Source organism: Streptomyces sp. ISL-99, from assembly GCF_018614005.1.
GTDB lineage: Bacteria > Actinomycetota > Actinomycetes > Streptomycetales > Streptomycetaceae > Streptomyces > Streptomyces flavidovirens.
The window spans coordinates 14,184-36,484 of record NZ_JAGGPC010000071.1; the positions used below are offsets into that span (position 1 = coordinate 14,184).

The following is a 22,301-nucleotide window of genomic DNA, read 5'->3' on the forward strand; positions in this document are numbered from 1 at the left end:
TCTGGCCGCTCGCATGAGTCACGGGGGAGCGGAATGGCTGAAAGCGGCAGCATAAATGTCGAGCCGTCGGAGCTGCGGGCGTCCGCAGGCGCCGCCGACGCGATAGGCGACAACCTGCGAAAGCCGGTCGACAAGGCCGCGGCCGACGCCAGGTCGGCGTCCGTCACCATGAACAAGTGGTCCATAGCCGCCGAGCTCGACCGGGTGGCGAACGACTGGGGCACGGCCCTGCACGACCTGCGCAAGAGCATCGGCGGCGAGGGCGGCGACAGCGAGGCCGAGCGGCTGAGACGAACCGCCGACGGCCACGAGTTCAACGAAGACCTGACCGCCCAGTCCTTCGCGGCGGTGTGAGCCCGCCATGACCGCTCAGTTCAGCGTTCTCATGAAGCAGGACTTCTCCGACCTCGAAGCGGCCGCCAACTCCTGGCGGGCCCTCGCCAAGAGCCTGGAGGCGGCCCAGGTCCAGCACCGCCGCCAGGTCACCGGACCGCTGCACGCCAGCGGCTGGGAGGGCACGGACGCCACCTACGGCTTCATGATGATGGAGGACAACGAGCGCAAGCTCGGCAACTCCCAGTCACAGGCCGGCTCCATCGCCACGGTCCTCAAGGGCACCTGCGAGAAGATGCAGCTCGCACAGCAGAATCTGCGCAAGGCGGTCCGCGAGGCCGAGGCCGACCGGTACGCCGTCGACGACGACGGCTGGGTCTCGGACCCCACCGATGACAACATGTCCTCGGCGGAGCGGCACGACCCGGACTACCAGCAGTCCCGGCAGGCGCGCAGCGGGCCGCTCGGCGAGTACCGGGCACGTATCGACCAGGCGATCGCCGACGCCGAAAGCGCCTCGGACGAGGGCAAGGCACTGCTGCACCAGATCGACACCTTCGACCTGGACAAGGTGTACGGCTCCAAGAGCGCCCAGGACGACGCGCAATTGGTGGCCGGCTCGTACGGGATCGACGAGAAGGACATCCCGAACGACAAGGACCCCAAGAAGAACGCCGCCTGGTGGAAGAGCCTCACCCCCGAGCAGCAGCAGATGTACATGGACGCCTACCCGCAGAAGGTCGGGTGGCTCGACGGCATCCCTTCGGCGGACCGCGACGAGGCCAATCGCAAGTCCATGGAGGTCTCGCTGGGCGCCTACCGGGAGAAGGAGCAGGCCGGGCAGCTCGGTATCCACGACGACCGCCAGTACTCGGGCCTGCTCCAGCTCCAGGACGAACTCGACAAGGCGGACGGCTCCACCCGCCCGAGTGACCAGCTTTACGTCCTCGGCATCGACGCCGAGAAGGGCGACGGCCGGGCCGTGGTGGCCAGGGGGAACCCTGACACCGCGGACAACACGGCCATCCAGGTGCCGGGGACCGACAACGACCTGTCGAATGTGGGCGACCAGCTGAACCGTGCTGACGTGCTCCAGGAGGAAGCCATGCGGGCCGATCCGGGCGCCAGCACGTCCGTCGTCTCCTGGCTCGGCTACGACGCTCCTGAAGCCAACAACACCATGTTCACCACCGAGCGTGCCGACGCCAGTGCCCAGGATCTGCGCAGCTTCACCCACGGCCTGCGCGAGTCTCACCAGGGTGAGCCCACCCATATGACGGTGCTCGGGCACAGCTACGGCTCGACCATGGTGGGCGCGGCTGCCTCGGACGGCGAGGGCCTCGGCGCGGACGACGTCGTGGTCGTCGGCAGCCCCGGTATGACGGTCGACCACGCGTCGGACCTCAACATGGACGCCGACCATGTGTGGGCCGGGTACGCGGAGGACGACATGGTCACCGACGAAGCCGCCGACCTGACGCTGGGGGAGAACCCGGCGGATGAGGAGTTCGGCGGCCGGGTCTTCGAGGTCGATACCGAAGGCCACAGCGGCTACTGGGACGAAGGCAGTGAAAGCCTCCGCAATCAAGGAAAGATCATCGTGGGGCAGCCGCCGAGCGAGGGTCAGCACAAGGAGAACGACTAGCGTGCCCGGGGCGTGCCCGGGCCGGGAGCTTGCTGAACCATGCCCATACACATGAAGTGCCGCCGTACCGCCCTGCCCGTACTGACGCTCCTGGCGCTGCTCGCCACTGGAGGATGCATGACCGACAACGGAAAGAACGACCCGCTCCCCGTAAAGAGCCAGCAGAAGGCCGAATACGACGTCCGGGCGCTGGTCAACCTGCTGGCCGACGAGATCGGTTCGGAGGCGGACAACAAGACCGTGGACAAGCGCTTCCGCGAATGCAGGGGCAAGGAGGGCGAACAGGCCAACGACGGGCGGTTCTACCTGAGCTACACAGCTCAGGTCCCGTTGCCCCGAGCGGAGTACAACGCCGGCCTGCGAAAGCTGAAGAAGAAGCTGGAGGACGAGGGGTACAAGGTCAGCTCCTACCGTGAGGGCGACTGGCGTCACATCCTGCTGTACTCCAAGGGCGGTGACGCCAACTTCTTCGTGTCCGTCGGCGCGATGAAGCCCCCTTACGACCGGATGATCCTCGGCGTCACCACCCCCTGCTTCCTTCCGCCGGGAAAGAAGCAGGAAGAGGTGTCCGCCCCGCTTCCGCGCCCACAGCGCGAGTCTGTGCCGGTTGCGGCGCCGGCTGTGGCGCCGGCTCAGGCTCAGGAGCGGTCCGTGGTTCAGCGCCCCGCAGGAGCCGGTGACTTCGGCTGAGCCAGGGTGTGGCGCAAGGTGCTGCTTGTGCTGCGCGCGCGGTGTTACGCGCCCCTGTCCCGTGGGGCCGGTGCTCGCTATCGTGAGTCATGGCCATGACTAGTGTGAGTGCGAGCACGAGTGATGAGCGGATCGACTTAGCCGTGCCATCGACGAGATGGCACTGGAAAAAGCCGCTCAGACACACCACCGTCCTCCAGTCCTTCGCCTTCGACGACTCCCGGCAGCGGCTGTACGTCCTCCAGGTCATGCAGGGCGGAATCAAGCTTCCGGGGGAGTCGCGGGCGTACACCGGCACGGAGCGCCGGCAGCGCGGCGACATGTGCCTGAACCAACTCGACTTCAGCGGTACGCGGTTGGGACACATGTACCTGCTGGGGCACGGGCACGGCGTCGGCATGGGCGTCGAGCGGGACGCGGCCGGGGCGACCTGGATCTGGACCGAGGCGGACGCGCGGGTCGCGGAGTCCGGGGGGTTCGGGCGCGGCATCACGCGCTTCCGCTTCGTGGACCGGCAGGTGCGTCGCAGCTCGGCGGAGACCACCCGCTACCCCGTTCCCGGCTCCACCGCGAACCAGCCGTCCGTCGACATGAGCCGCAAGCGGATCGCCGTCCGCCACCGCACCGGCGGCAAGGTCCGCTACCGCGTCTTCTCGCTCGCCCACGCCGTCGCGGGCAACTTCTCCAAACCCCTCCACGACTTCGCGCAGGCCCCCGCGCACCCCGACGCGGACGTCGACTTCCAGGGTTTCGCGCTGCACGGCAACTACCTGTACCAGCTCGCCGGCGAGGCGTACGGGACCGCCAATCCGCCCTCAGGGCACGGCAACACGTACGTCTCCTGCATCGACATCCGCACCGGCAGCCTCGTCCAGCGGAGCCGCACCGAGGCCGGCTACTCCCTCGACTACCGCGAACCGGAAGGCCTCGCCGTACGTCGCACCAGCAAGCCGCGGCTGTGCATGGGCTTCGCCTCGGGGGAGGTGGGCGCGCGCAGGTACTCGATCTACTACAAGCAGCACACATAAGCTTGCGATCATGGCCAGGATGAACGATGTGGGCGGCATGCAGGGCTTCGGGCCTGTCGACACCACCGACGACACACAGCCCTTCCACGCCGACTGGGAGGCGCGGATCTTCGCCCTGAACGGCGCGCTCATCGCCCAGAAGGTCTACAACCTCGACGAGTTCCGCGACGCCGTCGAGACGATGCCGCCCGCGGAGTACCTCGCGGCGTCGTACTACGAGCGGTGGTTCTTCGCGATCCGGACGCTGCTGGAGCGCAAGGGCGTCGTCGCGGCGGGCGAGCTCGATGACTGACGGCCGCACCGACCGTTACGCGCCCGGCGCGCGCGTCCGCACCGTCCACCACGACCCGCCGCACCACACCCGGCTGCCGCGGTACGCCCGCGGCAAGCGCGGCACGGTCATTGAGCCCGAGGGGCGCGCGCCGCTCGCCGACGTCCGGGCGCAGGGGCGTACGGACTGCCCTGTGGAGCAGGTGTACGCCGTGCGGTTCGCGGCGCGGGACCTGTGGGGCGAGGGCGAGCACGATGTTGTCCTTGACCTGTTCGAAAGCTACTTGGAGGACGACCAGCCGTGACCGGAACCACTCACTCCGATGCCCTGATCTCTCGCCGGGTGCGGCGGCTGGAGACGCTGCTGGAGGACCGTGGCATCGTCACCGGCGCCGCGGTCGACGAAGCCATCGACGCGTTTCTTACGGGCGCCTCGGCGGCCGGGGGTGCGCGCGTGGTGGCCCGCGCGTGGACCGACCCGGGGTTCCGGGCGCGGCTGCTGGCCGACGGGACCACGGCCGTCACGGAGCTGGGGCTGTCCGCCGGCGGAGTACAGCCGCAGCGGCTGCGCGTCGTCGAGAACACGGCCGACACGCACAACGTCGTGGTCTGCACGCTCTGTTCCTGCTACCCGGTCCGACTGCTGGGGCCCTCGCCCAGCTGGTACAAGAGCGAGGCGTACCGGTCGCGGGTGGTGCGGGATCCCCGTGCGGTGCTGGCCGAGTTCGGGCTGGTCCTGCCGGAGGAGGTCGCCGTCACGGTGTGGGACTCCACGTCGGAGACGCGCTACATGGTCCTGCCGCGCCGTCCTGCGGGCACGGAGGACCTGGACGAACCGTCCCTGGCGGCCTTGGTCACCCGCAACGCGCTGATCGGCACGGCGGCGCTGTAGACCCCCCGGCTACCCCCGGCTCACGGGACCGGTGCCGCGTCGGGGCGTCTCCTCGGGTGCCGAACGTTCGGGTAGGTGTGGGTTCGTTCGCGGTGGTTGCGTTCGACACCCTGCGGGGAGCGCCCCGGCACGTCCCCTCCGGCAACCCGGTGTGCCGGGCGGGGGCGCTGCTCAGCGCCGGGGACCGCCGCGCCGGGGCTCGCCCAGGGTGTTCAGGGCCTCCCTTGCCTTTGGGGCCAGCAGCGGCGAGAACGACGGGTTGATGCGCAAGGCCTCCTCCAGGTGGCGCCTGGCCGGACCGTACTCGCGGGCGGCGTTCTCGATCGCACCCAAGTGGTAGAAGAACAGCGCGTTGCGCAAGCCATGGCCGGTGGCCTTGCGGGCGTATCTCAGGGCCTCGGTACGGTTCTTCGCGCCGCCCTCGCGGTACAGGGCCCACGCGAGGGAGTCGGCGACGTACGCGTTGGGGTGCCGCCGCCACTCCGCCCGCAGTCGCCGCACCGCCGCGGCCGGGTCACCGTGGTCCGCGTCGAGCTGCGCGAGGAGGATTTCGTTCCCGCCGCCGCCGTTCTTCCGGATGAGCGCTACTTTTTTCCGTACGAGGGTGTACTGCTCCTTCGCCTCGGGCACGCGGCCCAGGGACTCCAGCATTTCGCCGTACTCGAAGTGGAGTTCGGGCAGCGGGGTGTCGGTGAGCGCGGCCCGGTAGTCCGTTTCCGCGTCGGCCGGGCGGCCGAGCGAGGCCATGACCCGGGCGCGGCCCGCGCGGGCTCTCCCGTAGCGGGGGTCCGCCCGCAGAGCCGCCTCGTAGTGGCGCAGGGCCTCCTCCGGTTCGCCCCGTTCCCACGCCAGCTCGCCCATGCGGTGCAGCCCGGTCACCTTCTCCGCCGTGGAGTCCGCGAGCGCCGTCGCGTCGGCCAGTGTCGCCGCCGCGTCCTCCCGCCAGCCCCGGTCGCGGTACACCTCCGCCGCCAGCCGCCGTGCCGCCGGGCCCGGTCGCAGCGCCTCCAGCTTCTCCACCGCCTCTGCGGCAGCCTTCTGGTCACCCAGCTGGGTGTACGCGCCGATGAGGACCGGATACACCGTCCAGCGCCTCGGCGACTGTTTACGGACCGCTTCCCCCCGGCTCTTGGCTGTGCGGTGGTCGCCGCGAGCGTGGGCCAGTGCGGCGAGGCCGACTGCGGCGTCCGGGTTTTCCTTCGGTCGTACGGACAGTGAGTGGCGCAGTGCCATCTCCGCGCGGGGGAAGTCCGCCGGGTCGGCCGTCCACCGGCCCCGCTCCAGGTACGCGGAGCCGAGTACCGCCCAGGAGTGGTCGTCCTCGGGGTGCGCGCGCAGCCACGACTCGCGGTCGCCGATCAGCGCGGTCAGATCGGTGGGGGAGGCAGGCGCCCCGGCGCCCACCGCCTCGACGGCGGCCATCGCGCGTCCGACGGGGCCCGGCGCAGGGGGTCCCTCGTTCAGTGCTTCCGCCGTGAGCACCCCCGCGACGACCAGCACCGCCACGCCCGCGAGCACGGCGCGGGGCCACCGCCGCTTCACCTGCTGTTCGGTCTCCATGCCGCTCACTGTGCGCCAGTACTACGAGCGCATCCGGAGCCGTGGAACGGATTCGCGGACGGGTTCACACCGATGGCCCCGAGTGCCACGCTGGGAGCATGGACGATCTTCTCGAAGAGCTGCGCGCGGGCCTCCCGGCGGACGCCTTGATCACCGACCCGGACATCACGGCGTCGTACGCCCACGACATGGCCGGATTCTGCGCGGCCGGTGCCCCGGCCGTGGTGGCCCTGCCGCGCACCGTCGAGGAGGTCCAGCACGTCATGCGCACCGCGACCGCGCTGCGCGTGCCCGTTGTGCCGCAGGGCGCCCGGACGGGCCTGTCCGGCGCCGCCAACGCGTCCGACGGGTGCATCGTGCTGTCGATGGTGAAGATGGACCGGATTCTGGAGATCAGTGCCGTCGACCGGATCGCCGTTGTCGAGCCCGGAGTGATCAACGCGGTGTTGTCGCGGGCCGTGGCCGAGGAGGGGCTGTACTACCCGCCCGACCCGTCGAGTTGGGAGATGTGCACCATCGGCGGCAACATCGGCACGGCCGCGGGCGGGCTGTGCTGTGTGAAGTACGGCGTGACGGCCGAGTACGTGCTGGGCCTGGACGTGGTCCTGGCCGACGGCCGGCTCCTCACCACGGGACGGCGCACGGCCAAGGGCGTCGCGGGCTATGACCTCACCCGGCTCTTCGTCGGCTCCGAAGGCACTCTCGGCATCGTTGTCAGGGCGGTGCTCGCACTCAAGCCCGCCCCGCCGCGGCAGCTCGTCCTCGCCGCGGAGTTCCCGTCCGCGGCGGCTGCCTGCGACGCCGTCTGCGAGATCATGGCGCGCGGCCACGCCCCGTCGCTGCTCGAACTCATGGACCGTACGACCCTGCGCGCCGTCAACAACATGGCGAACATGGGCCTCCCCGAGTCCACCGAGGCGCTCCTGCTCGCCGCCTTCGACACACCGGACCCGGCCGCCGACCTCGCGGCGGTCGGTGAGCTGTGCACCGCGGCGGGCGCTACGGGAGTGGTCCCCGCCGACGACGCCGCCGAATCCGAACTGCTGTTGCAGGCGCGGCGGATGTCTCTGACGGCGCTGGAAGCGGTCAAGTCCGCCACGATGATCGACGATGTGTGCGTGCCGCGTTCGAAGCTCGGCGCGATGCTGGAGGGGACCGCCGTCATCGCGGAGAAGTACGACCTGGTCATCGGCGTGTGCGCGCACGCCGGCGACGGCAACACGCATCCGGTGGTGTGCTTCGACCATCTGGACGAGGACGAGTCGCGGCGCGCCCGTGAATCCTTCGACGAGATCATGGCGCTCGGGCTCGAACTCGGCGGAACGATCACCGGCGAGCACGGTGTCGGCGTACTCAAGAAGGAATGGCTGGCGCGCGAACTCGGGCCGGTGGCAGTCGAGTTGCAGCGTGCTGTCAAGGCTGCCTTCGATCCGCTCGGCCTCCTCAATCCGGGCAAGGTCCTCTGAGGCCTGCGGAGTACGGCCAAAGTCCGATGGTCGGGGCGCGGCGCTGCGCATAGCGTGAGGGGGCAGGTCAAACAGCCTCAACGAGGAGGAACCGTGCCCGCGCGCCTCGACCACACCATCGTCCACAGCCGCGACCGCTTCGCCGCCGCCCGCTTCCTCACGGAGCTGATGGGCGCCCCGGAGCCCAAGCCCTTCGGTCCGTTCGCGAGCGTGCCGCTGGAAAACGGCGTCACGCTCGACTACCTCGACTCCGCGAGCGCGCGGATCGTCTCGCAGCACCTGGCGTTCCTGGTGCCGGACGGTGAGTTCGACGAGATCCTCGCGCGGGTCCAGGAGCGCGAACTCCCTTACTGGGCCGACCCGCACCACGAGCGGTCCCAGCAGATCAATCACGAGCATCAGGGGCGCGGGTTCTACATCGACGACCCCGACGGGCACTCCATCGAGTTCCTCACCCATACGTACGTCACCGACTGACGCCACCTATGCCTCGCCGTCCTTGGAATCGTCCGACGGCCACGGGTCCCGCAGCCACAAGTCGTCGGGGGCCGGCGTCAGCAGCTCGGCCAGCGCCTCGTCCAGGCCGAGCCGACCGGACTCCGTCCCCGGCGGGACCGCCCGCAGCGTCCGTTCCAGCCAGGCGGACACGGCCGGGGACGGCGCCTCCAGGAGGGCGTCTCCGTCGGGTGACGTCAGGCCCACGCAGACCACGCTCCGCGAGTCGGTCCTGGCCGGCCAGATCCGTACGTCGCCGTTGCCGCACGGCCGGAACACGCCCTCGACGAGCAGCTCACGCGCGAACGTCCAGTTGACCGGGGAGTCGCAGCCGATGTGGAAAATGATGTGCACGGCGTACGGGTCGTCCGTGCGGTAGACCAGCCGGGCCGGGACGGGGATGCTGCGCTCGGGCGACAGCACCATGTTGAGCTCCAGTTCGCGTTCCACCACGGTGTGCATGAAGGTCCCTTCCTCTCCGCGTACGTGCCCTTCGAGCGGGCCTCGCAGGGAGAGAGGGGCCTGCCCGCGGCTCATTACGCGACTTTCGCCGACAACTTCCGAGCCCGTCCGGTCCAAGCGTCCGGCGAAGCCGTGGGGAGGCTACGGAGAGGCTACGGGGAGGCTCTGGGGATGCCCGGAAAGAAGTGCTTCCATTGGGACAGGCCCGGCGCGTCGCGGCGGTCTGATAGATGTGGACCTCGATAACGAGGCCATCGACTAGATACGGGACACGGTGATGAGCGCCCCCACCCCGGCCAGCGGCGACAGCAGCCCCACTCCTGGCTACTATCCCGACCCGTCCATCCCCGGTTACGTCCGGTTCTGGAACGGGGCCTCATGGGTGCCCGGCACCAGCCGCCCCGCCCCGCCGGACGGCGAGGCGATGCCCGCTGCGCCTGCCGATGCGGCGGTCCCCACGCCCACCCCGGCCCCCTCGCCCTCCCCCTCCGTGGAGGAGACCGGTCCGCTCTTCTTCGACGAGGAGCCCGAGGGCGCACACCTGCACGGCAGCACCCCGGAGCCGGCGTCGGCCTGGCAGGCGGACACGTCCCGCCAGACCGGCTTCGGCGGCGAACGCGACCGCCGCGTCTCCTGGGGCTCCGCCACCGCGGACGCTGCGGCCGGCGGCCCGTCCTCCGGCCCCGCAAGCGAGTCCGGGCCCAGCGGGCGGCAAGGCTCTGGTGGTACGTCCGCTTCCGCTTCCGGCGGGTCGGCGGACCCCCGGCGCGCCCCGGCGGCGCCCGGTCACGCTTCGGGCGATCAGCGCCGTGGGGGCGGCGGGGTCGACCTCCGGCGTACGGGCGGCTCCTCGCCGGAAGCCGCCTCGGGCGCGGCGTCCGGCGCCCCCGGCGAGCGTGACGCGCGCGGCACCGCGGCCGACCCCAGCGGGGGTGCGCTGCCCGGCGTCCGCAAGCCCGGCCGGACGTCGCCTCGCGACGACGGTACGGTCACCATCCGCGCCCTGCGCCGCGGCGACGGGGAGTCCCCGCGCACCGCCCAGGCCGACGGCACGATGGCCATCAGAACCATGACCCCGGGAGCCGGCCGCCCCCAAGTCCCGGCCCAGGGCCAGGACTCCGGGCAAGGTCACGCTTCCGGCCAGGGGCACGCCCCCGGCCAGGCGCAGCCCTCCGGGCAGGGCGTCCCCGGCCAGGGGGTGGCACCCGGGCAGGGCCGAACTCCCGGCCAGGCGCAGCCCTCCGGGCAAGGGCGCGTCCCCGGCCGGGGAGTGGCACCCGGGCAGAACCAGACCCCGGGCCAGGGTCACGCCTCCGGGCAGCCGCAGGCCTCCGCGCAGTTCCACGCCGGTGGGCACGGGCAGACGCCCGGTCAGGCGGAGTCTCCCGGACGGGCACAGGCCCCGGGGCGGGGCAGCGGGTCGGCACAGGCTCCTGGCCAGGGGAACGCCTCCGGCCAGGGGAACGCCTCCGGCCAGGGTGGCCGGTCGGCGCAGGCCGTCGGGCAGGGGCAGGTGCCCGGTCAGGGTCAGGCTTCCTCCCAGCGGCAAGCCGGGGCTCAGGCCAGTGGTGGGGTGGCTGCCGCCGCTCCCGTCTCTGCCGGAGCCGGCGGCGGGGCCGCCTCCTGGGCGCAGCAGGTGCACCAACTGGCGCAGCCGGACCGGGACGAGGCGGGCGCGCCGCCCGTCGTGCCCTGGAAGCCGCCGGTCAGCGATCCGTTCCTGCAGGCCGCCCAGGCCCAGGCCGCGGCCAGGCCCGCCGGGCTCGCCAAGCGGCTGGCCGCACGCCTGATCGACACCGTCGTCCTCGGCGCCGCGGTCAGCGCCGTCGCCGTACCGCTCGTTTCGGCGACGCTCGCGCACATCGACGAGAAGATCGAGGCGGCGAAGCTCTCCGGCGAGACCGTGACCGTATGGCTGCTCGACGGAACCACCGCCGGATACCTCGGCATCGTCCTCGGCGCGTACCTCCTCATCGGAGTGGTGTACGAGGTGCTGCCGACCGCCAAGTGGGGCCGTACGCTCGGCAAGAAGCTGTGCCGGATGCACGTACGCGACATCGAGGCGCACGAACCGCCGACGTTCGGCGCCGCGCTGCGACGCTGGCTGGTGTACGGCCTGCTCGGCGTCCTCGCGATCGGGGTCGTCAACGCCGCGTGGTGCCTGTTCGACCGCCCGTGGCGCCAGTGCTGGCACGACAAGGTGGCCCGTACGTTCGTCGCGGGGGACTGAGCGCCTCCCACCGGGTCCCCCGAACGGCACCCGACCGGATGCGGGCGGCGGGCGGGCGCGGTCGACTGCCATTATGAGCACCGACCAGCCGCCGCCCGGCGAGCCGCCCGATGACGACCCGTTCCTCAAGAAACCCCCGCCGGACCAGCCGCCGTCGCCGCCGCCACCCTCGGCGGGCGGCGGACCGTTCGACACGGGCGGGGCGGGCGACACCGGTGGCACGGGCGGGACAGGCGGCCCCGGTGGACCGGGCGGCCCTGGTGGACCCGGCGGCCCCACCGGACCCGGCCCCGTCGGCGGATCCCCGTACGGCGACTCGCCCTACGGCGGCACCCCGTACGGCACCCCGCCGCCGCCCTACAGCGGCGGCGCCGCCGACCCGCTCGCCGGGATGCCGCCGCTCGCCCCCACCGGCAAGCGCATCGCGGCCCGCGTCATCGACGGACTGATCGTCGCCATCCCGCTGGGGCTCATCGGCTGGCTGCTCGGCATGTTCGACAAGTACAACAGCGACGACTGGGACGAAGTCACGACCATGTCCGACGGCAAGTCGCTGATCTGGCAGCTCGTCACCATGGTCGTGTACATCGGCTACGACACCTACATGACGGCCAAGGACGGCCGGACCGTCGGCAAGCGGCTGATGAACCTGCGCGTCGCGATGCTCAACAACGGCATGGTCCCGGAGACCAACGCGTCGCTGCTGCGCGCCGTGGTCCTGTGGGTACCGGCGCTGATCTGCTGCTTCTGCCTGTGGTGGCTCATCAACCTGGTGATGATCCTGGTCGACAAGCCCTATAAACAGGGCCTGCACGACAAGGCGGCCAAGACGGTGGTGGTCTCAACCACGTAGCGAGTGCCCGCCGACCGCCGAGTGGGCCCGCGAGGAGACGGTGCGCGGGCCGGGCACCCGCGCCTCGGCGGCGTCGGAGCCGGCGGAGTCGGTGCTCGCGTCGGCGGTCGCCGCGCCGGTCGTCCCGGAGACGGCGGCGTCGTTCGTACGGTGAACGGTGCGCGCCGTCTTCGGCATGGGCACCGTCAGCGAGACCAGCACGCCCAGTGCGAGCGCGGCGAGTGCGATGATCGCGACGCCGATGCCCGACGCCGTCTGTGACAGCAGCAGCAGGGCGAGGGTCGAGAAGACGACGGTGGCTGAACCGTATGCGAACTGTGCGGCAGTCGGACGCGGCATGGCGATTTCCGTCCTCGGAGCAGCGGTAGGGGGTCTGTCTCAACCGGGTCGCACTGCAAGCGACTCTACGACGGTGAGTGCCCGCACGGAACCGGAGTAAGCGTGACCTAACCCACGGTGCCGGTGCACTGGGGGCGCACGGAGTCATTCCGTATCCCGTCAGGCGAGATCGACGCGCCCTGCGGCCGGACCGCGATCGATGCGCAAGCGTCCGGTATCCGGAACCGATCGTCTGCATAGTGCACTTGAGCTGACCAAGTCAAGATCTGTCTTTTCTCCGGCAACTCGGGTCGAATGTCGTCACTTGAGACGCGCGCCGCGCCCGGAACCCCTCACCCTCTTCCGTGCTGACGCGGCCCGCGGGGGAGGACATCATCAAGTGACCACCAACAGAGGGCGGATCAGAGCCGCCGCCGTAGTCGTGGCCATGGCCGCGACCGCCGCGACGGCCTCCGCATTCGCCACCGCTCAGGCTGACGAGAAGCCTGCGGGTGCGGCGGACAAGGCCGGTATCGAGCGCCGCGACCCGGCGCCGGCCAAGGGCCACGTCGAGCACGATCTCGAAGGACCGTTCAGCAAGCAGCAGGAGATGGAGCGCAAGGCCGCGCTCGAACAGGTCATCGCGGGCGACGCCACCGTGCAGAAGCGCGGCGCCTCCAAGGTCGTGAAGCTGGACGACAAGAAGTACGTCGAGCTGGGCCGGGAGAAGACCGACAAGATCTTCACGATCCTGGTGGAGTTCGGCGACAAGGTCGACAACACCACCATGTTCGACCCGGACGGCGACGGGCCGAAGCCGCCCGTGAAGAAGTACGGCGGGGACGCCGGGCCGGCGCACAACCAGATAGCCGAGCCGGACCGTTCCGAGGACAACTCGACGGCCTGGCAGAAGGACTACGACCGCAAGCACTTCCAGGAGCTGTACTTCGGCGAGGGCAAGGGCAAGGACTCCCTCAAGACGTACTACGAGAAGACCTCCTCCGGCCGCTACTCGGTCGACGGCGAGGTCTCCGACTGGGTCAAGGTCGACTACAACGAGGCCCGCTACGGCTCCAACTACTGCGGCGACAGCAACTGCGCCAACGTGTGGGACACCGTCCGCGACGGTGTCACCGCCTGGGCCGCCGACCAGAAGGCCAAGGGGAAGACGGACGCCGAGATCAAGGCGCAGCTCGCCGGTTACGACCAGTGGGACCGCTACGACTTCGACTCCGACGGCAACTTCAACGAGCCCGACGGCTACGTCGACCACTTCCAGATCGTCCACGCGGGCGAGGACGAGTCGGCGGGCGGCGGCGCCCAGGGCGAGAACGCCCTGTGGGCGCACCGCTGGTACGCCTACGGCACGGACGCCGGCAAGACCGGCCCGGCGAACAACCCGTCCGGCGGCACCGAGATCGGCAGGACCGGCATCTGGGTCGGCGACTACACCATGCAGCCGGAGAACGGCGGCCTCGGCGTCTTCGCCCACGAGTACGGCCACGACCTGGGCCTGCCCGACCTGTACGACACCTCGGGCAAGGGCGAGAACGGCGTCGGCTTCTGGTCGCTGATGTCGGCCGGCTCCTGGCTCGGCAAGGGCAAGACCGAAATCGGTGACCTGCCCGGCGACATGACGGCCTGGGACAAGCTCCAGCTCGGCTGGCTCGACTACGACACGGCCAAGGCCGCGACCAAGTCGAAGCACAGGCTGGGCGTCTCGGCGTACAACACCAAGAACCCGCAGGCGCTCGTCGTCGAGCTGCCCAAGAAGGCCGTCACCACGACTGTCGTGAAGCCCGCCGAGGGCTCCAAGCAGTGGTGGAGCGACATGGGTGACGACCTCAAGAACACCCTCACCCGGTCCGTCGACCTCACCGGCAAGGCAAAGGCCGAGCTGGCCCTCCAGGGCTGGTGGGACATCGAGGCGAACTACGACTGGCTGTACGCCGAGGTCTCGACCGACGCCGGCAAGACGTGGAGCGCCGTCGACGGCACCGCCGACGGCAAGGCGCTGCCGCGTGACGCCGCCGACAAGCCGGGTCTGACGGGCGTGGGCGGCGCGTACAAGAAGCTCGCCTTCCCGCTGGACGCGTACGCCGGCAAGAAGATCGACCTCCGCTTCCGCTACCAGACGGACGGCGGCGCGGGCGGCAAGGGCTTCGCGGCCGACGCGATCACGGTGACGGCGGACGGCGCGCCGCTCTTCTCGGACAACGCCGAGGGTGACGACAACGGCTGGACCGCCAAGGGCTTCACGCGGGTCGGCGAGTCCTTCACCAAGGAGTACGACCAGTACTACCTGGCCGAGAACCGCCAGTACGTGTCGTACGACAAGACGCTGAAGGTCGGCCCGTACAACTTCGGATTCGCCCCGGACCGGCCGAGCTGGGTCGAGCACTACCCGTACCAGAACGGCCTGATGATCTGGCTGTGGGACACCTCGCAGAAGGACAACAACACCAGCGCCCACCCGGGCAAGGGGCTGATCCTTCCGGTCGACGCGCACGCCAAGCCGCTGAAGTGGGCGGACGGCAAGCTCCTGAGGAACAAGATCCAGTCCTTCGACTCCACCTTCAGCCGGTACCGCACCGACGGCTTCACGCTGCACAACGCGAACGTGCCGCTGAAGCTCGCGTCGCAGAAGGGCGTCTCATCCTTCGACGACCGCAAGGGGACGTACTGGTACAAGGAGAACCCGACCGGTGGGGTGCAGGTTCCTGACACCAACACCAAGATCTCGATCGTGAGTGAGCCCAAGAGCGGCTCGACGGTCACGGTGAAGGTCGGTCCGTCGACCAAGTAATTCGGCCCCTCCTTCAAAAAACAGTAAGGCCGCAGGTCAGAGCGCGGTCGGCCGTCGCCCTCTAGCGGGCGGCGGCCGTTCACGTTTAGATGCCTCTTGACCAGCTCTTGTTGACACGACGTCTCATGGGGGATTGATCGGCATGTCCGGTGGAGGTTTCGTAAGGCTGCCCGGCGGCAGTGTGGTGGTCGCTCTCACACTGCCCAGCCCGTGGGCCGACGGCCGCAAGGTCCGCGTCCTGGTCCACTCGGTGAACCGGGCCCGCGCCCTGACGCGGCTGCGCAACCTCGGCCTGCGGGCGGTCTACCTGCGGGGCAACGCCCACCCGCCGACGCCGGACGAGATCACGGCGGTCCTGCACCACCCGGACGGCCTGCTGTGGCGCACGGCGCCGCAGGAGACCGTGGAGCTCTGGCACCCCGTACGGGCCCTGCTCAGGCCCGTACGCCCGGCGTGAGCGCACGGGGCCCGGCCGGCTAGACCACCGGCTTCCCCGACAGCTCCACGCCCGCCTCGCGCATCTCCTCCAGCGCCCGCTCCGTCGTCGCCTCGGAGACGCCCGCGGTCAGGTCGAGCAGTACGTGCGTGGTGAAGCCCTCGCGGACCGCGTCCAGGGCCGTCGCCCGTACGCAGTGGTCCGTGGCGATACCGACCACGTCGACCTCGGTGACGCCGCGTGCCCGCAGCCAGTCGCCGAGCCCGACGCCGTTCTCGTCGGTGCCCTCGAAGCCGCTGTACGCCGCCGCGTGGGCGCCCTTGTCGAAGACGGCGGCGATGGCGCCCGAGGCGACGGCCGGCGCGAAGTTCGGGTGGAAGCCCACGCCCTCCGTACCGGCGACGCAGTGCACCGGCCAGGAGTGGACGTAGTCCGGGTTGGCCGAGAAGTGGTCGCCGGGATCGACATGGTGGTCGCGGGTGGCGACGACGTGGCGGTACCCGGCCGGGGCCTCGCCGATCAGGTCGGTGACGGCGGCGGCGACATCGGCGCCGCCCGCCACCGCGAGGCTGCCGCCCTCGCAGAAGTCGTTCTGAACGTCTACGACGATCAAGGCGCGGTGCATGGCGGGTGCCCTTCGGTGGGGATCTGCGGCGGGGGGTGCGTGTCCGGTTGTCCGGGCGATGGAATTGTCGTGTCCGTCCGGTGGTCGGTCCGGGCGATGGTTCGAGAGTAGAGATTCCAACGGCCTTGCGGCAGGGGGCCTTTGCCTGCTAGAGGGCCGGCGGCGCTCCCGGCGCCCGCCCTCTGGCTTGCCGCTGCCCGCTCACCCTGTGTTCATGCGTACTCGGTGGGGATCACCGGCTCGCCCCTGGACAGCTGCACGGCGGACATCGGCAGGGCCCCGCGCGCCGCGATGTGCCTCTCCCGTACGTCGTCCAGTGGCTCGCGCGCCACGACCTCTCCGCCCTTGATCAGCTCGACCTGGAGCTGCCGGCCGGCCAGCTCGGGCGGTACGGGCCCGGTGCCCACGACCTCCGCCTCGGCGACGCCGTCCGCGTCCGGCCGGCGCGCCGCCCACTTGCGGCCGCCGATCGAGGTCTTCCCGCCCATCGACTTCTTCGCCACCGGCTGGAGCGGAGCCTGCGGGTCCGCAGAGTCGGCCCGGGCGACCAGCTTGTAGACCATGGAGCACGTGGGGTGCCCGCTGCCCGTCACCAACTGCGTGCCGACGCCGTACGCGTCCACGGGAGCCGCCGCGAGCGAGGCGATGGCGTACTCATCGAGGTCGCTGGTCACCACGATCCTCGTCCCGGTGGCCCCCAGCTCGTCCAGCTGCTGGCGCACCCGGTGCGCGACCAGCAGCAGGTCGCCGGAGTCGATACGGACCGCCCCGAGGTCCGTCCCCGCCACCTCGACGGCGGTACGGACCGCCTCGGCGACGTCGTACGTGTCGACCAGCAGCGTCGTACCGCTGCCGAGCGAGGAGACCTGCGCCTGAAAGGCGTCGCGCTCACTGTCGTGCAGCAGGGTGAAGGCGTGCGCGCTGGTGCCCACGGTGGGGATGTTGTAGCGGAAGCCGGCCGCGAGGTCCGACGTCGAGGTGAAGCCGCCGACGTACGCCGCACGCGCCGACGCGACGGCGGACAGCTCGTGCGTGCGGCGGGCGCCCATCTCGATCAGCGGGCGGCTGCCGGCGGCGGCTGCCATCCGGGAGGCGGCGGCCGCGATGGCCGAGTCGTGGTTGAGGATCGAGAGGACGACGGTCTCCAGGAGCACGCATTCGGCGAAGCTGCCCTCGACGCGCAGGACCGGGGAGCCCGGGAAGTAGACCTCACCCTCCGGATAGCCCCAGATGTCGCCCGTGAAGCGGTACGAGGCGAGCCATTCGAGCGTCGGCTCGTCGACGATCGCGTGCTGCCGCAGGAAACCGAGCACACCAGGGTCGAAACGGAAGTTCTCCACGGCGTCCAGGACCCGCCCGGTGCCCGCCACGACGCCGTACCGGCGCCCCTCGGGCAGCCTGCGGGTGAAGACCTCGAAGACGGAGCGCCGGTCGGCGGTGCCGGCCCTGAGGGAGGCCTGCAGCATCGTGAACTCGTACTGGTCGGTGAAGAGCGCTGTCGACGGCACATCCACCGGCAGCCCAAGGTCCGCAGTGTTCATGGCAAAGATGCTACCCCCTAATCTCGTCAGAGTGACGATTTCTACCTGGCCGTTTGTGCGAGGGCCCGTCGCGGGTGGCACCATGGGACAAGTGAGTACGGCTCCCGCAGAGATCGAACGCCCAGAGTCGGCCGAGGAAACCTCCGCCGTCCCGGAACCTGACGTCCCCTGGGTGACGCTGGTCCACAACGACCCCGTCAATCTCATGAGCTATGTCGCGTATGTCTTCCAGACGTACTTCGGCTACTCCAAGGACAAGGCGCACAAGCTGATGCTGGACGTCCATCACAAGGGCCGCGCGGTCGTTTCCAGCGGCAGCCGCGAGGAGATGGAGCGTGACGTGCAGGCGATGCACGGCTACGGACTCTGGGCGACGCTCACGCAGGACCGCGGCTGATGGCCGGGCTCTTCGAGGAGATCCCGGGCGGCGGCGCGGCCGTCGTGCTCGACGAGGTCGAGATCGCGATCCTGCGCAGCCTGGCCGTACAGCTGCTCGAACTGGTCGGACCCGGCGATCAGCCGACGACCGGTGAGGACCCGCTGGCCGCGCTGTTCGCGGAGGGCCCCAGCGAGGCGCCGTCCGACCCCGCGCTCGCGCGGCTCTTCCCCGACGCGTACGGCGATCCGCAGGCCGATCCCGAGGACGCGCACGAGCGGGAGGTGCGCGCCAACTCGGCCGAGTTCCGGCGCTTCACGGAGAACGACCTGCGCGAGCGCAAGCGTGAGGACGCGCTCGCGGTCGTACGCAGCCTCGATTCGCTGGCCACCGCCGGCGAGGGCGGCGCCGTACTGAAGCTGGCCGACGACGAATGCAAGCGCTGGCTCGGCACGCTCAACGATCTGCGGCTGACCATCGGCACCCGTCTGGAGGTCACCGACGAGGACGGGAACGGTGAGCTCTACCGGCTGCCGGACTCCGATCCGCGCAAGCCGATGGTGATGGCGTATCTGTGGCTCGGCGCGCTCCAGGAGAGCCTCGTCGAGACGCTCATGCCCTGACCTGTCCGGACATTTCGATCATGGTGTTCGCTCAACGGACACTCAAATCCGAATAACGATCGCATTAACGCCTGGGGTTCCTTTGGGGCCCCAGGCGTCATTTGTCCCATTTTTCCAGTGGTGTGCGCCACATTGGGCGCAGTGGATCACTGTCGCGATCGTGATAAATCTTCACGACCGCCCGGGGACGCCACCCCTGTCCCCGGGGGCGCTGACGCCGGCTGACCGCCGGCACGCACTCCATTCCACATCCGGGGGTCTCCGCCCCTCAAAGGATCGTCACAGTCGATCCGAGCCGCTCAAGGCCGGATCGGCATGGAGAAAGGCGCGACACACCATGACCTCAGTGCAGGTCGACAAGCAGCACGACGGCAGTGAGGCCGAAGGCGCGACATCCGGCGAGGGTTACCAGCGCGGACTCGGCGCCCGTCAGATCCAGATGATCGCGATCGGCGGCGCCATCGGCACCGGCCTCTTCCTCGGCGCGGGCAAAGGCATCTCCATCGCGGGCCCCAGCCTGATCCTGGCCTACGCCCTGGCCGGCCTGGTCATCTTCTTCATCATGCGGGCGCTCGGCGAGCTCCTCATGTACCGCCCGGTCTCCGGCTCCTTCTCGGAGTACGCCCGCGAGTTCGTCGGCCCCTTCGCGGGCTTCGTGACCGGCTGGACGTACTGGCTCTTCTGGGTCGTCACCGGCATCACCGAGGTCACCGCGGCCTCCGAGTACATGCAGTACTGGACCAAGGGCACGGACGGCTGGATGGACCAGCCGCAGTGGGTCTTCGCCCTGATCTTCACGGTCCTCCTCTTCTGCGTGAACCTGATCTCCGTGAAGCTCTTCGGCGAGCTGGAGTTCTGGTTCTCGATGATCAAGGTGACCGCGATCGTCGGCATGATCCTGATCTGCGCCGGCATCCTCACCATCGGCTTCTCCGACGCCGGTGACACCGCCTCGGTGACCATGCTCTGGGACCAGGGCGGCTTCTTCCCCAACGGCATCGGCCAGACCCTGATGACCCTCCAGCTGGTCATGTTCGCCTTCCTCGCCGTCGAGCTGGTCGGCGTCACCGCGGGCGAGGCCAAGGACCCGGAGACGGTCCTGCCCAAGGCCATCAACACCGTCCCGTGGCGCATCGCCGTCTTCTACGTCGGCGCGCTGATCATGATCCTGTCGGTCGTCCCGTGGACCCACTTCCAGCCGGGCGTCTCGCCGTTCGTGGCAGCCTTCGAGAAGATGGGCCTCGGCATCGGCGCGGCCATCGTCAACTTCGTGGTCCTCACCGCCGCCCTGTCCTCCTGCAACTCGGGCATGTACTCCACCGGCCGCATGCTGCGCGACCTCGCGCTCAACGGCCAGGGCCCGAAGTTCTTCACCAAGCTGACCAAGAACGGCCTGCCCCTCGTGGGCACGTCCTTCTCCGCCGCCCTGATGCTGGTCGGCGTGTGGATCAACTACCAGTGGCCGGGCGAGGCGTTCAACTACGTCGTCTCCTTCGCGACCATCTCCGGCATGTGGGCCTGGATCATGATCCTGGTCAGCCAGATCCGCTACCGGGCCAAGTCCGACCGCGGCGAGCTGCCGAAGTCCAGCTTCCGGGCCCCGGGAGCGCCGTACACGAGCTGGTTCGCGCTGCTCTTCATCGGCATGGTCATCGTGATGATGGGCATCGACGAGAACGCGCGGATCTCGCTGTACTGCGCGCCGCTGTGGGCGCTGCTGCTGGGCGTGTCGTGGCTGGTGCTGAAGAAGCGCGCGGCGCAGACGGCCTCACCCAAGGTGTAGGACTGCCGGACTGTGCTGAGTCCAGCATGTGGTCCCGCCCGTACCATCCCTCGGTACGGGCGGGACCCTTTGCTTATCCTGGGGCCCATGCTGACCCTTTCCCAGGCCCTGTACGACCAGATCGTCGCGCACGCCCGCGCCGACCACCCCGACGAGGCCTGCGGCGTGGTCGCGGGCCCGGCCGGGTCCGGGCGCCCCGAGCGCTTCATCCCGATGCTGAACGCCGCGCGCTCGCCCACGTTCTACGAGTTCGACTCGTCGGACCTGCTGAAGCTCTACCGCGAGATGGACGACCGGGACGAAGAGCCCGTGATCATCTACCACTCCCACACGGCGACCGAGGCCTACCCGTCGCGCACGGACATCAGCTACGCGAACGAGCCCGGCGCGCACTACGTCCTGGTCTCCACCGCGGACACGGATGACGCGGGCCCCTTCCAGTTCCGTTCGTTCCGCATCGTGGACGGCGTGATCACGGAGGAAGAGGTCAAGGTAGAGGCGTAGCCGCCGCTGCTGCCGCTCTCGCCCACGGCCGTACTGCGAAAGCGTGCGGCGTACGCGGACGGGGTCACCCCGAAGTGCCGGGCGAAGGCCCGGCGCAGGCTCTCGTCGCTGCCGACGCCGATGCCGCTGCGCGCGGCCGCCCCGGTGACCCCGGCCCCCGCCTCCAGCAGGATGCGCGCCGCCTCCAGCCGTACGCTCTCCACGAACCCGGCGGGCGAGGTGCCCGTCTGCTCCCGGAACAGCCGCGTCAGGTGGCGCGTGCTCACCCCGGCGCTGCGGGCCATAGCACGCAGGCTGTGGTCGGCCGCCGGGTCCGCGACGACGGCGTCGAGCAGCGGGCGTACGAGCGGATGGCGGGTCGGGGGAGTACGGGACGCGGCGGAGAACTGCGACTGGCCGCCGGGCCGCTGCAGAAACACCACCAGATCCCGCGCCACCCGCCGGGCCTCTTCGGCCCCCCGGTCCTGCTCGACGAGGGCCAGGCAGACATCTATACCGGCGGTCACCCCGGCGGAGGTGAAGACCGGTCCGTCCTGCACGTAGATGGCGTCCGGCGTGACGGCGACGTCGGGATACCGGCGGGCGAGCGCGTCGGCGTGCTCCCGGTGCGTGGTGGCCCGCCGCCCGTTGAGCAGCCCGGCGGCGGCGAGCGCGAACGCCCCCGTACAGACGGCGGCCACCCGCCCCGACACCGCCGCCAGCGCGGCGACCTGCCCAACCGTCCCCACCGTACGGAGAAACCCGTCCACATCGGCGGCCCCCGGCACGACGAGGGTGTCCGCCCGGCGGACTTCGGCGGCGGCGACGTCGGCACCGATGCGCAGGCCGGCGGAGGTGGTGACGTCACGCCCGTCGGGCGTGCAGACGCGCACGGTGTAGCCGCCACCGGCGGTGGTGAAGACCTCCAGCGGCGCGGAGACATCCATAAGCCGCACACCGTCGAACGCGAACACGACCACGGAGTGATCCATCCTGCGAGGCTAACAACGTTGGTCCGTGGAGCCTGGGTCTGTACGGATAGGCTCCTTGTATGGATGACTTCGTTCAGGTGTCCACGGCGACGGAGAACCGCGAGGCGGCTGTGAAGCTGGCCCAGTTGGTGGTGTCGGCACGGCTTGCGGCAGGGGCCCAGGTTGTCGGACCGGTGGTCTCGGTCTTCTGGCATCAGGGTGAGTTCGGGACGGGTGAAGAGTGGCAGCTCTTGTTCAAGGCCCGTGCCGACCGGTACGCCGAAATTGAGGCGCACCTGCTGCAACATCATCCATGGAAGAACCCTGAGATCTCGGCCGTTCCCATCGTCGCTGGGTCAGACGCCTACCTGCGATGGGTGAACGCAACCACCGCACCGGGCACGGCGGAATGACC

At 70.1% G+C, this 22,301-nt stretch carries 24 protein-coding genes; 18 read left to right on the forward strand and 6 right to left on the reverse strand.

Annotation, left to right across the window (positions count from 1 at the left end; genetic code table 11):
- Positions 1–33: 33 nt before the first annotated feature.
- The 7 genes from J7E91_RS31955 to nthA all read left to right on the forward strand — a co-directional run bounded on the left by J7E91_RS31955 (position 34) and on the right by nthA (position 4,858).
- Positions 34–354: a hypothetical protein gene (locus tag J7E91_RS31955; RefSeq protein ID WP_214910378.1), complete on the forward strand. Its 321-nt coding sequence runs from the start codon at positions 34–36 to the stop codon at positions 352–354.
- Between the two features lie 7 nt (positions 355–361).
- Positions 362–1,978 (forward strand): alpha/beta hydrolase, encoded by a 1,617-nt coding sequence (locus J7E91_RS31960; protein ID WP_214910379.1) that lies wholly within the window; start codon positions 362–364, stop codon positions 1,976–1,978.
- 39 nt (positions 1,979–2,017) lie between these two features.
- Positions 2,018–2,668, forward strand: coding sequence for a hypothetical protein (locus tag J7E91_RS31965; protein ID WP_214910381.1), 651 nt, complete (start codon positions 2,018–2,020; stop codon positions 2,666–2,668).
- Positions 2,669–2,811: 143 nt separating this feature from the next.
- Positions 2,812–3,696 (forward strand): Teichoic acid biosynthesis protein C (Precursor), encoded by an 885-nt coding sequence (locus J7E91_RS31970; protein WP_308377524.1) that lies wholly within the window; start codon positions 2,812–2,814, stop codon positions 3,694–3,696.
- Between the two features lie 10 nt (positions 3,697–3,706).
- Positions 3,707–3,988 (forward strand): SH3-like domain-containing protein, encoded by a 282-nt coding sequence (locus J7E91_RS31975; protein ID WP_214910383.1) that lies wholly within the window; start codon positions 3,707–3,709, stop codon positions 3,986–3,988.
- A complete protein-coding gene (locus tag J7E91_RS31980; protein WP_214910384.1) occupies positions 3,981–4,271 on the forward strand; it encodes an SH3-like domain-containing protein in 291 nt (96 codons plus the stop codon). Before J7E91_RS31975 ends, J7E91_RS31980 begins: the two co-directional genes overlap by 8 nt.
- Positions 4,268–4,858: a nitrile hydratase subunit alpha gene (nthA, locus tag J7E91_RS31985; protein WP_214910385.1), complete on the forward strand. Its 591-nt coding sequence runs from the start codon at positions 4,268–4,270 to the stop codon at positions 4,856–4,858. Before J7E91_RS31980 ends, nthA begins: the two co-directional genes overlap by 4 nt.
- 171 nt (positions 4,859–5,029) lie before the next feature.
- On the opposite strand, the gene J7E91_RS31990 is transcribed toward nthA, so the two are convergent.
- Positions 5,030–6,418, reverse strand: a complete 1,389-nt coding sequence (locus tag J7E91_RS31990) for a tetratricopeptide repeat protein (RefSeq protein ID WP_214910386.1) — start codon at positions 6,416–6,418, stop codon at positions 5,030–5,032.
- A 98-nt stretch (positions 6,419–6,516) separates the two neighbouring features.
- Between J7E91_RS31990 and J7E91_RS31995 the strand changes: the two genes are divergently transcribed.
- Together J7E91_RS31995 and J7E91_RS32000 are read left to right on the forward strand one after the other, a co-directional pair.
- Complete coding sequence (locus tag J7E91_RS31995; RefSeq protein ID WP_214910387.1) at positions 6,517–7,884, forward strand: FAD-binding oxidoreductase; 1,368 nt, start codon at positions 6,517–6,519, stop codon at positions 7,882–7,884.
- Between the two features lie 93 nt (positions 7,885–7,977).
- The gene (locus J7E91_RS32000; RefSeq protein WP_214910388.1) at positions 7,978–8,361 is read left to right on the forward strand and encodes a VOC family protein; all 384 of its coding nucleotides are present in this window, start codon (positions 7,978–7,980) and stop codon (positions 8,359–8,361) included.
- Between the two features lie 6 nt (positions 8,362–8,367).
- Here the strand turns inward: J7E91_RS32000 and J7E91_RS32005 are convergent, their stop codons facing one another.
- Positions 8,368–8,841 (reverse strand): SsgA family sporulation/cell division regulator, encoded by a 474-nt coding sequence (locus J7E91_RS32005; protein ID WP_214910390.1) that lies wholly within the window; start codon positions 8,839–8,841, stop codon positions 8,368–8,370.
- Positions 8,842–9,118: 277 nt separating this feature from the next.
- Between J7E91_RS32005 and J7E91_RS32010 the strand changes: the two genes are divergently transcribed.
- Positions 9,119–11,071 carry an RDD family protein gene (locus J7E91_RS32010; RefSeq protein WP_214910391.1) on the forward strand — a complete coding sequence of 651 codons (1,953 nt, stop codon included), beginning with the start codon at positions 9,119–9,121 and terminating at the stop codon, positions 11,069–11,071.
- Positions 11,072–11,144: 73 nt separating this feature from the next.
- Positions 11,145–11,924 carry an RDD family protein gene (locus tag J7E91_RS32015; protein WP_214910394.1) on the forward strand — a complete coding sequence of 260 codons (780 nt, stop codon included), beginning with the start codon at positions 11,145–11,147 and terminating at the stop codon, positions 11,922–11,924.
- Here J7E91_RS32015 and J7E91_RS32020 read toward each other — a convergent pair.
- Positions 11,913–12,263, reverse strand: coding sequence for a hypothetical protein (locus tag J7E91_RS32020; protein ID WP_214910396.1), 351 nt, complete (start codon positions 12,261–12,263; stop codon positions 11,913–11,915). The genes J7E91_RS32015 and J7E91_RS32020 overlap by 12 nt on opposite strands.
- Positions 12,264–12,690: 427 nt before the next feature.
- Between J7E91_RS32020 and J7E91_RS32025 the strand changes: the two genes are divergently transcribed.
- On the forward strand, positions 12,691–15,048 hold the full coding sequence (locus J7E91_RS32025; RefSeq protein WP_214910415.1) for an immune inhibitor A domain-containing protein: 2,358 nt from the start codon (positions 12,691–12,693) through the stop codon (positions 15,046–15,048).
- 142 nt (positions 15,049–15,190) lie between these two features.
- A complete protein-coding gene (locus tag J7E91_RS32030) occupies positions 15,191–15,505 on the forward strand; it encodes a hypothetical protein (protein ID WP_214910397.1) in 315 nt (104 codons plus the stop codon).
- Positions 15,506–15,524: 19 nt separating this feature from the next.
- On the opposite strand, the gene J7E91_RS32035 is transcribed toward J7E91_RS32030, so the two are convergent.
- On the reverse strand, positions 15,525–16,109 hold the full coding sequence (locus tag J7E91_RS32035; RefSeq protein ID WP_214910398.1) for an isochorismatase family protein: 585 nt from the start codon (positions 16,107–16,109) through the stop codon (positions 15,525–15,527).
- A 212-nt stretch (positions 16,110–16,321) separates the two neighbouring features.
- Positions 16,322–17,650 carry a nicotinate phosphoribosyltransferase gene (locus J7E91_RS32040; RefSeq protein ID WP_214910399.1) on the reverse strand — a complete coding sequence of 443 codons (1,329 nt, stop codon included), beginning with the start codon at positions 17,648–17,650 and terminating at the stop codon, positions 16,322–16,324.
- 82 nt (positions 17,651–17,732) lie between these two features.
- On the opposite strand from J7E91_RS32040, the gene clpS reads away from it, so the two are divergent.
- The 4 genes from clpS (at position 17,733) to J7E91_RS32060 (ending at position 20,936) form a co-directional block, all read left to right on the forward strand.
- Complete coding sequence (gene clpS / locus J7E91_RS32045) at positions 17,733–18,047, forward strand: ATP-dependent Clp protease adapter ClpS (RefSeq protein ID WP_037649048.1); 315 nt, start codon at positions 17,733–17,735, stop codon at positions 18,045–18,047.
- Entirely contained in the window at positions 18,047–18,649 is a 603-nt protein-coding gene (locus J7E91_RS32050) for a DUF2017 domain-containing protein (protein WP_214910400.1), read from the forward strand. The genes clpS and J7E91_RS32050 overlap by 1 nt, the downstream gene beginning before the upstream one ends.
- Before the next feature lie 337 nt (positions 18,650–18,986).
- Positions 18,987–20,432, forward strand: coding sequence for an amino acid permease (locus J7E91_RS32055; protein WP_214910401.1), 1,446 nt, complete (start codon positions 18,987–18,989; stop codon positions 20,430–20,432).
- A gap of 87 nt (positions 20,433–20,519) precedes the next feature.
- The gene (locus tag J7E91_RS32060; RefSeq protein WP_138896762.1) at positions 20,520–20,936 is read left to right on the forward strand and encodes a Mov34/MPN/PAD-1 family protein; all 417 of its coding nucleotides are present in this window, start codon (positions 20,520–20,522) and stop codon (positions 20,934–20,936) included.
- Here the strand turns inward: J7E91_RS32060 and J7E91_RS32065 are convergent.
- Positions 20,825–21,907 carry a GlxA family transcriptional regulator gene (locus tag J7E91_RS32065; protein ID WP_214910402.1) on the reverse strand — a complete coding sequence of 361 codons (1,083 nt, stop codon included), beginning with the start codon at positions 21,905–21,907 and terminating at the stop codon, positions 20,825–20,827. The genes J7E91_RS32060 and J7E91_RS32065 overlap by 112 nt on opposite strands.
- A 59-nt stretch (positions 21,908–21,966) precedes the next feature.
- On the opposite strand from J7E91_RS32065, the gene cutA reads away from it, so the two are divergent.
- Positions 21,967–22,299, forward strand: coding sequence for a divalent-cation tolerance protein CutA (gene cutA, locus J7E91_RS32070; RefSeq protein ID WP_214910404.1), 333 nt, complete (start codon positions 21,967–21,969; stop codon positions 22,297–22,299).
- Positions 22,300–22,301: the final 2 nt, after the last annotated feature.

Excerpts from the sequence above, each read along its gene's own strand:
- J7E91_RS31955 (WP_214910378.1), top strand. The coding sequence starts at position 34 with ATGGCTGAAAGCGGCAGCATAAATGTCGAGCCGTCGGAGCTGCGGGCG.
- J7E91_RS31960 (WP_214910379.1), top strand. The coding sequence starts at position 362 with ATGACCGCTCAGTTCAGCGTTCTCATGAAGCAGGACTTCTCCGACCTC.
- J7E91_RS31965 (WP_214910381.1), top strand. The coding sequence starts at position 2,018 with ATGCCCATACACATGAAGTGCCGCCGTACCGCCCTGCCCGTACTGACG.
- J7E91_RS31975 (WP_214910383.1), top strand. The coding sequence starts at position 3,707 with ATGGCCAGGATGAACGATGTGGGCGGCATGCAGGGCTTCGGGCCTGTC.
- J7E91_RS31980 (WP_214910384.1), top strand. The coding sequence starts at position 3,981 with ATGACTGACGGCCGCACCGACCGTTACGCGCCCGGCGCGCGCGTCCGC.
- J7E91_RS31990 (WP_214910386.1), bottom strand. The coding sequence starts at position 6,418 with ATGGAGACCGAACAGCAGGTGAAGCGGCGGTGGCCCCGCGCCGTGCTC.
- J7E91_RS31995 (WP_214910387.1), top strand. The coding sequence starts at position 6,517 with ATGGACGATCTTCTCGAAGAGCTGCGCGCGGGCCTCCCGGCGGACGCC.
- J7E91_RS32005 (WP_214910390.1), bottom strand. The coding sequence starts at position 8,841 with ATGCACACCGTGGTGGAACGCGAACTGGAGCTCAACATGGTGCTGTCG.
- J7E91_RS32010 (WP_214910391.1), top strand. The coding sequence starts at position 9,119 with ATGAGCGCCCCCACCCCGGCCAGCGGCGACAGCAGCCCCACTCCTGGC.
- J7E91_RS32015 (WP_214910394.1), top strand. The coding sequence starts at position 11,145 with ATGAGCACCGACCAGCCGCCGCCCGGCGAGCCGCCCGATGACGACCCG.
- J7E91_RS32020 (WP_214910396.1), bottom strand. The coding sequence starts at position 12,263 with ATGCCGCGTCCGACTGCCGCACAGTTCGCATACGGTTCAGCCACCGTC.
- J7E91_RS32025 (WP_214910415.1), top strand. The coding sequence starts at position 12,691 with ATGGCCGCGACCGCCGCGACGGCCTCCGCATTCGCCACCGCTCAGGCT.
- J7E91_RS32030 (WP_214910397.1), top strand. The coding sequence starts at position 15,191 with ATGTCCGGTGGAGGTTTCGTAAGGCTGCCCGGCGGCAGTGTGGTGGTC.
- J7E91_RS32035 (WP_214910398.1), bottom strand. The coding sequence starts at position 16,109 with ATGCACCGCGCCTTGATCGTCGTAGACGTTCAGAACGACTTCTGCGAG.
- J7E91_RS32040 (WP_214910399.1), bottom strand. The coding sequence starts at position 17,650 with ATGAACACTGCGGACCTTGGGCTGCCGGTGGATGTGCCGTCGACAGCG.
- clpS (WP_037649048.1), top strand. The coding sequence starts at position 17,733 with ATGGGACAAGTGAGTACGGCTCCCGCAGAGATCGAACGCCCAGAGTCG.
- J7E91_RS32050 (WP_214910400.1), top strand. The coding sequence starts at position 18,047 with ATGGCCGGGCTCTTCGAGGAGATCCCGGGCGGCGGCGCGGCCGTCGTG.
- J7E91_RS32055 (WP_214910401.1), top strand. The coding sequence starts at position 18,987 with ATGACCTCAGTGCAGGTCGACAAGCAGCACGACGGCAGTGAGGCCGAA.
- J7E91_RS32060 (WP_138896762.1), top strand. The coding sequence starts at position 20,520 with ATGCTGACCCTTTCCCAGGCCCTGTACGACCAGATCGTCGCGCACGCC.
- J7E91_RS32065 (WP_214910402.1), bottom strand. The coding sequence starts at position 21,907 with ATGGATCACTCCGTGGTCGTGTTCGCGTTCGACGGTGTGCGGCTTATG.
- cutA (WP_214910404.1), top strand. The coding sequence starts at position 21,967 with ATGGATGACTTCGTTCAGGTGTCCACGGCGACGGAGAACCGCGAGGCG.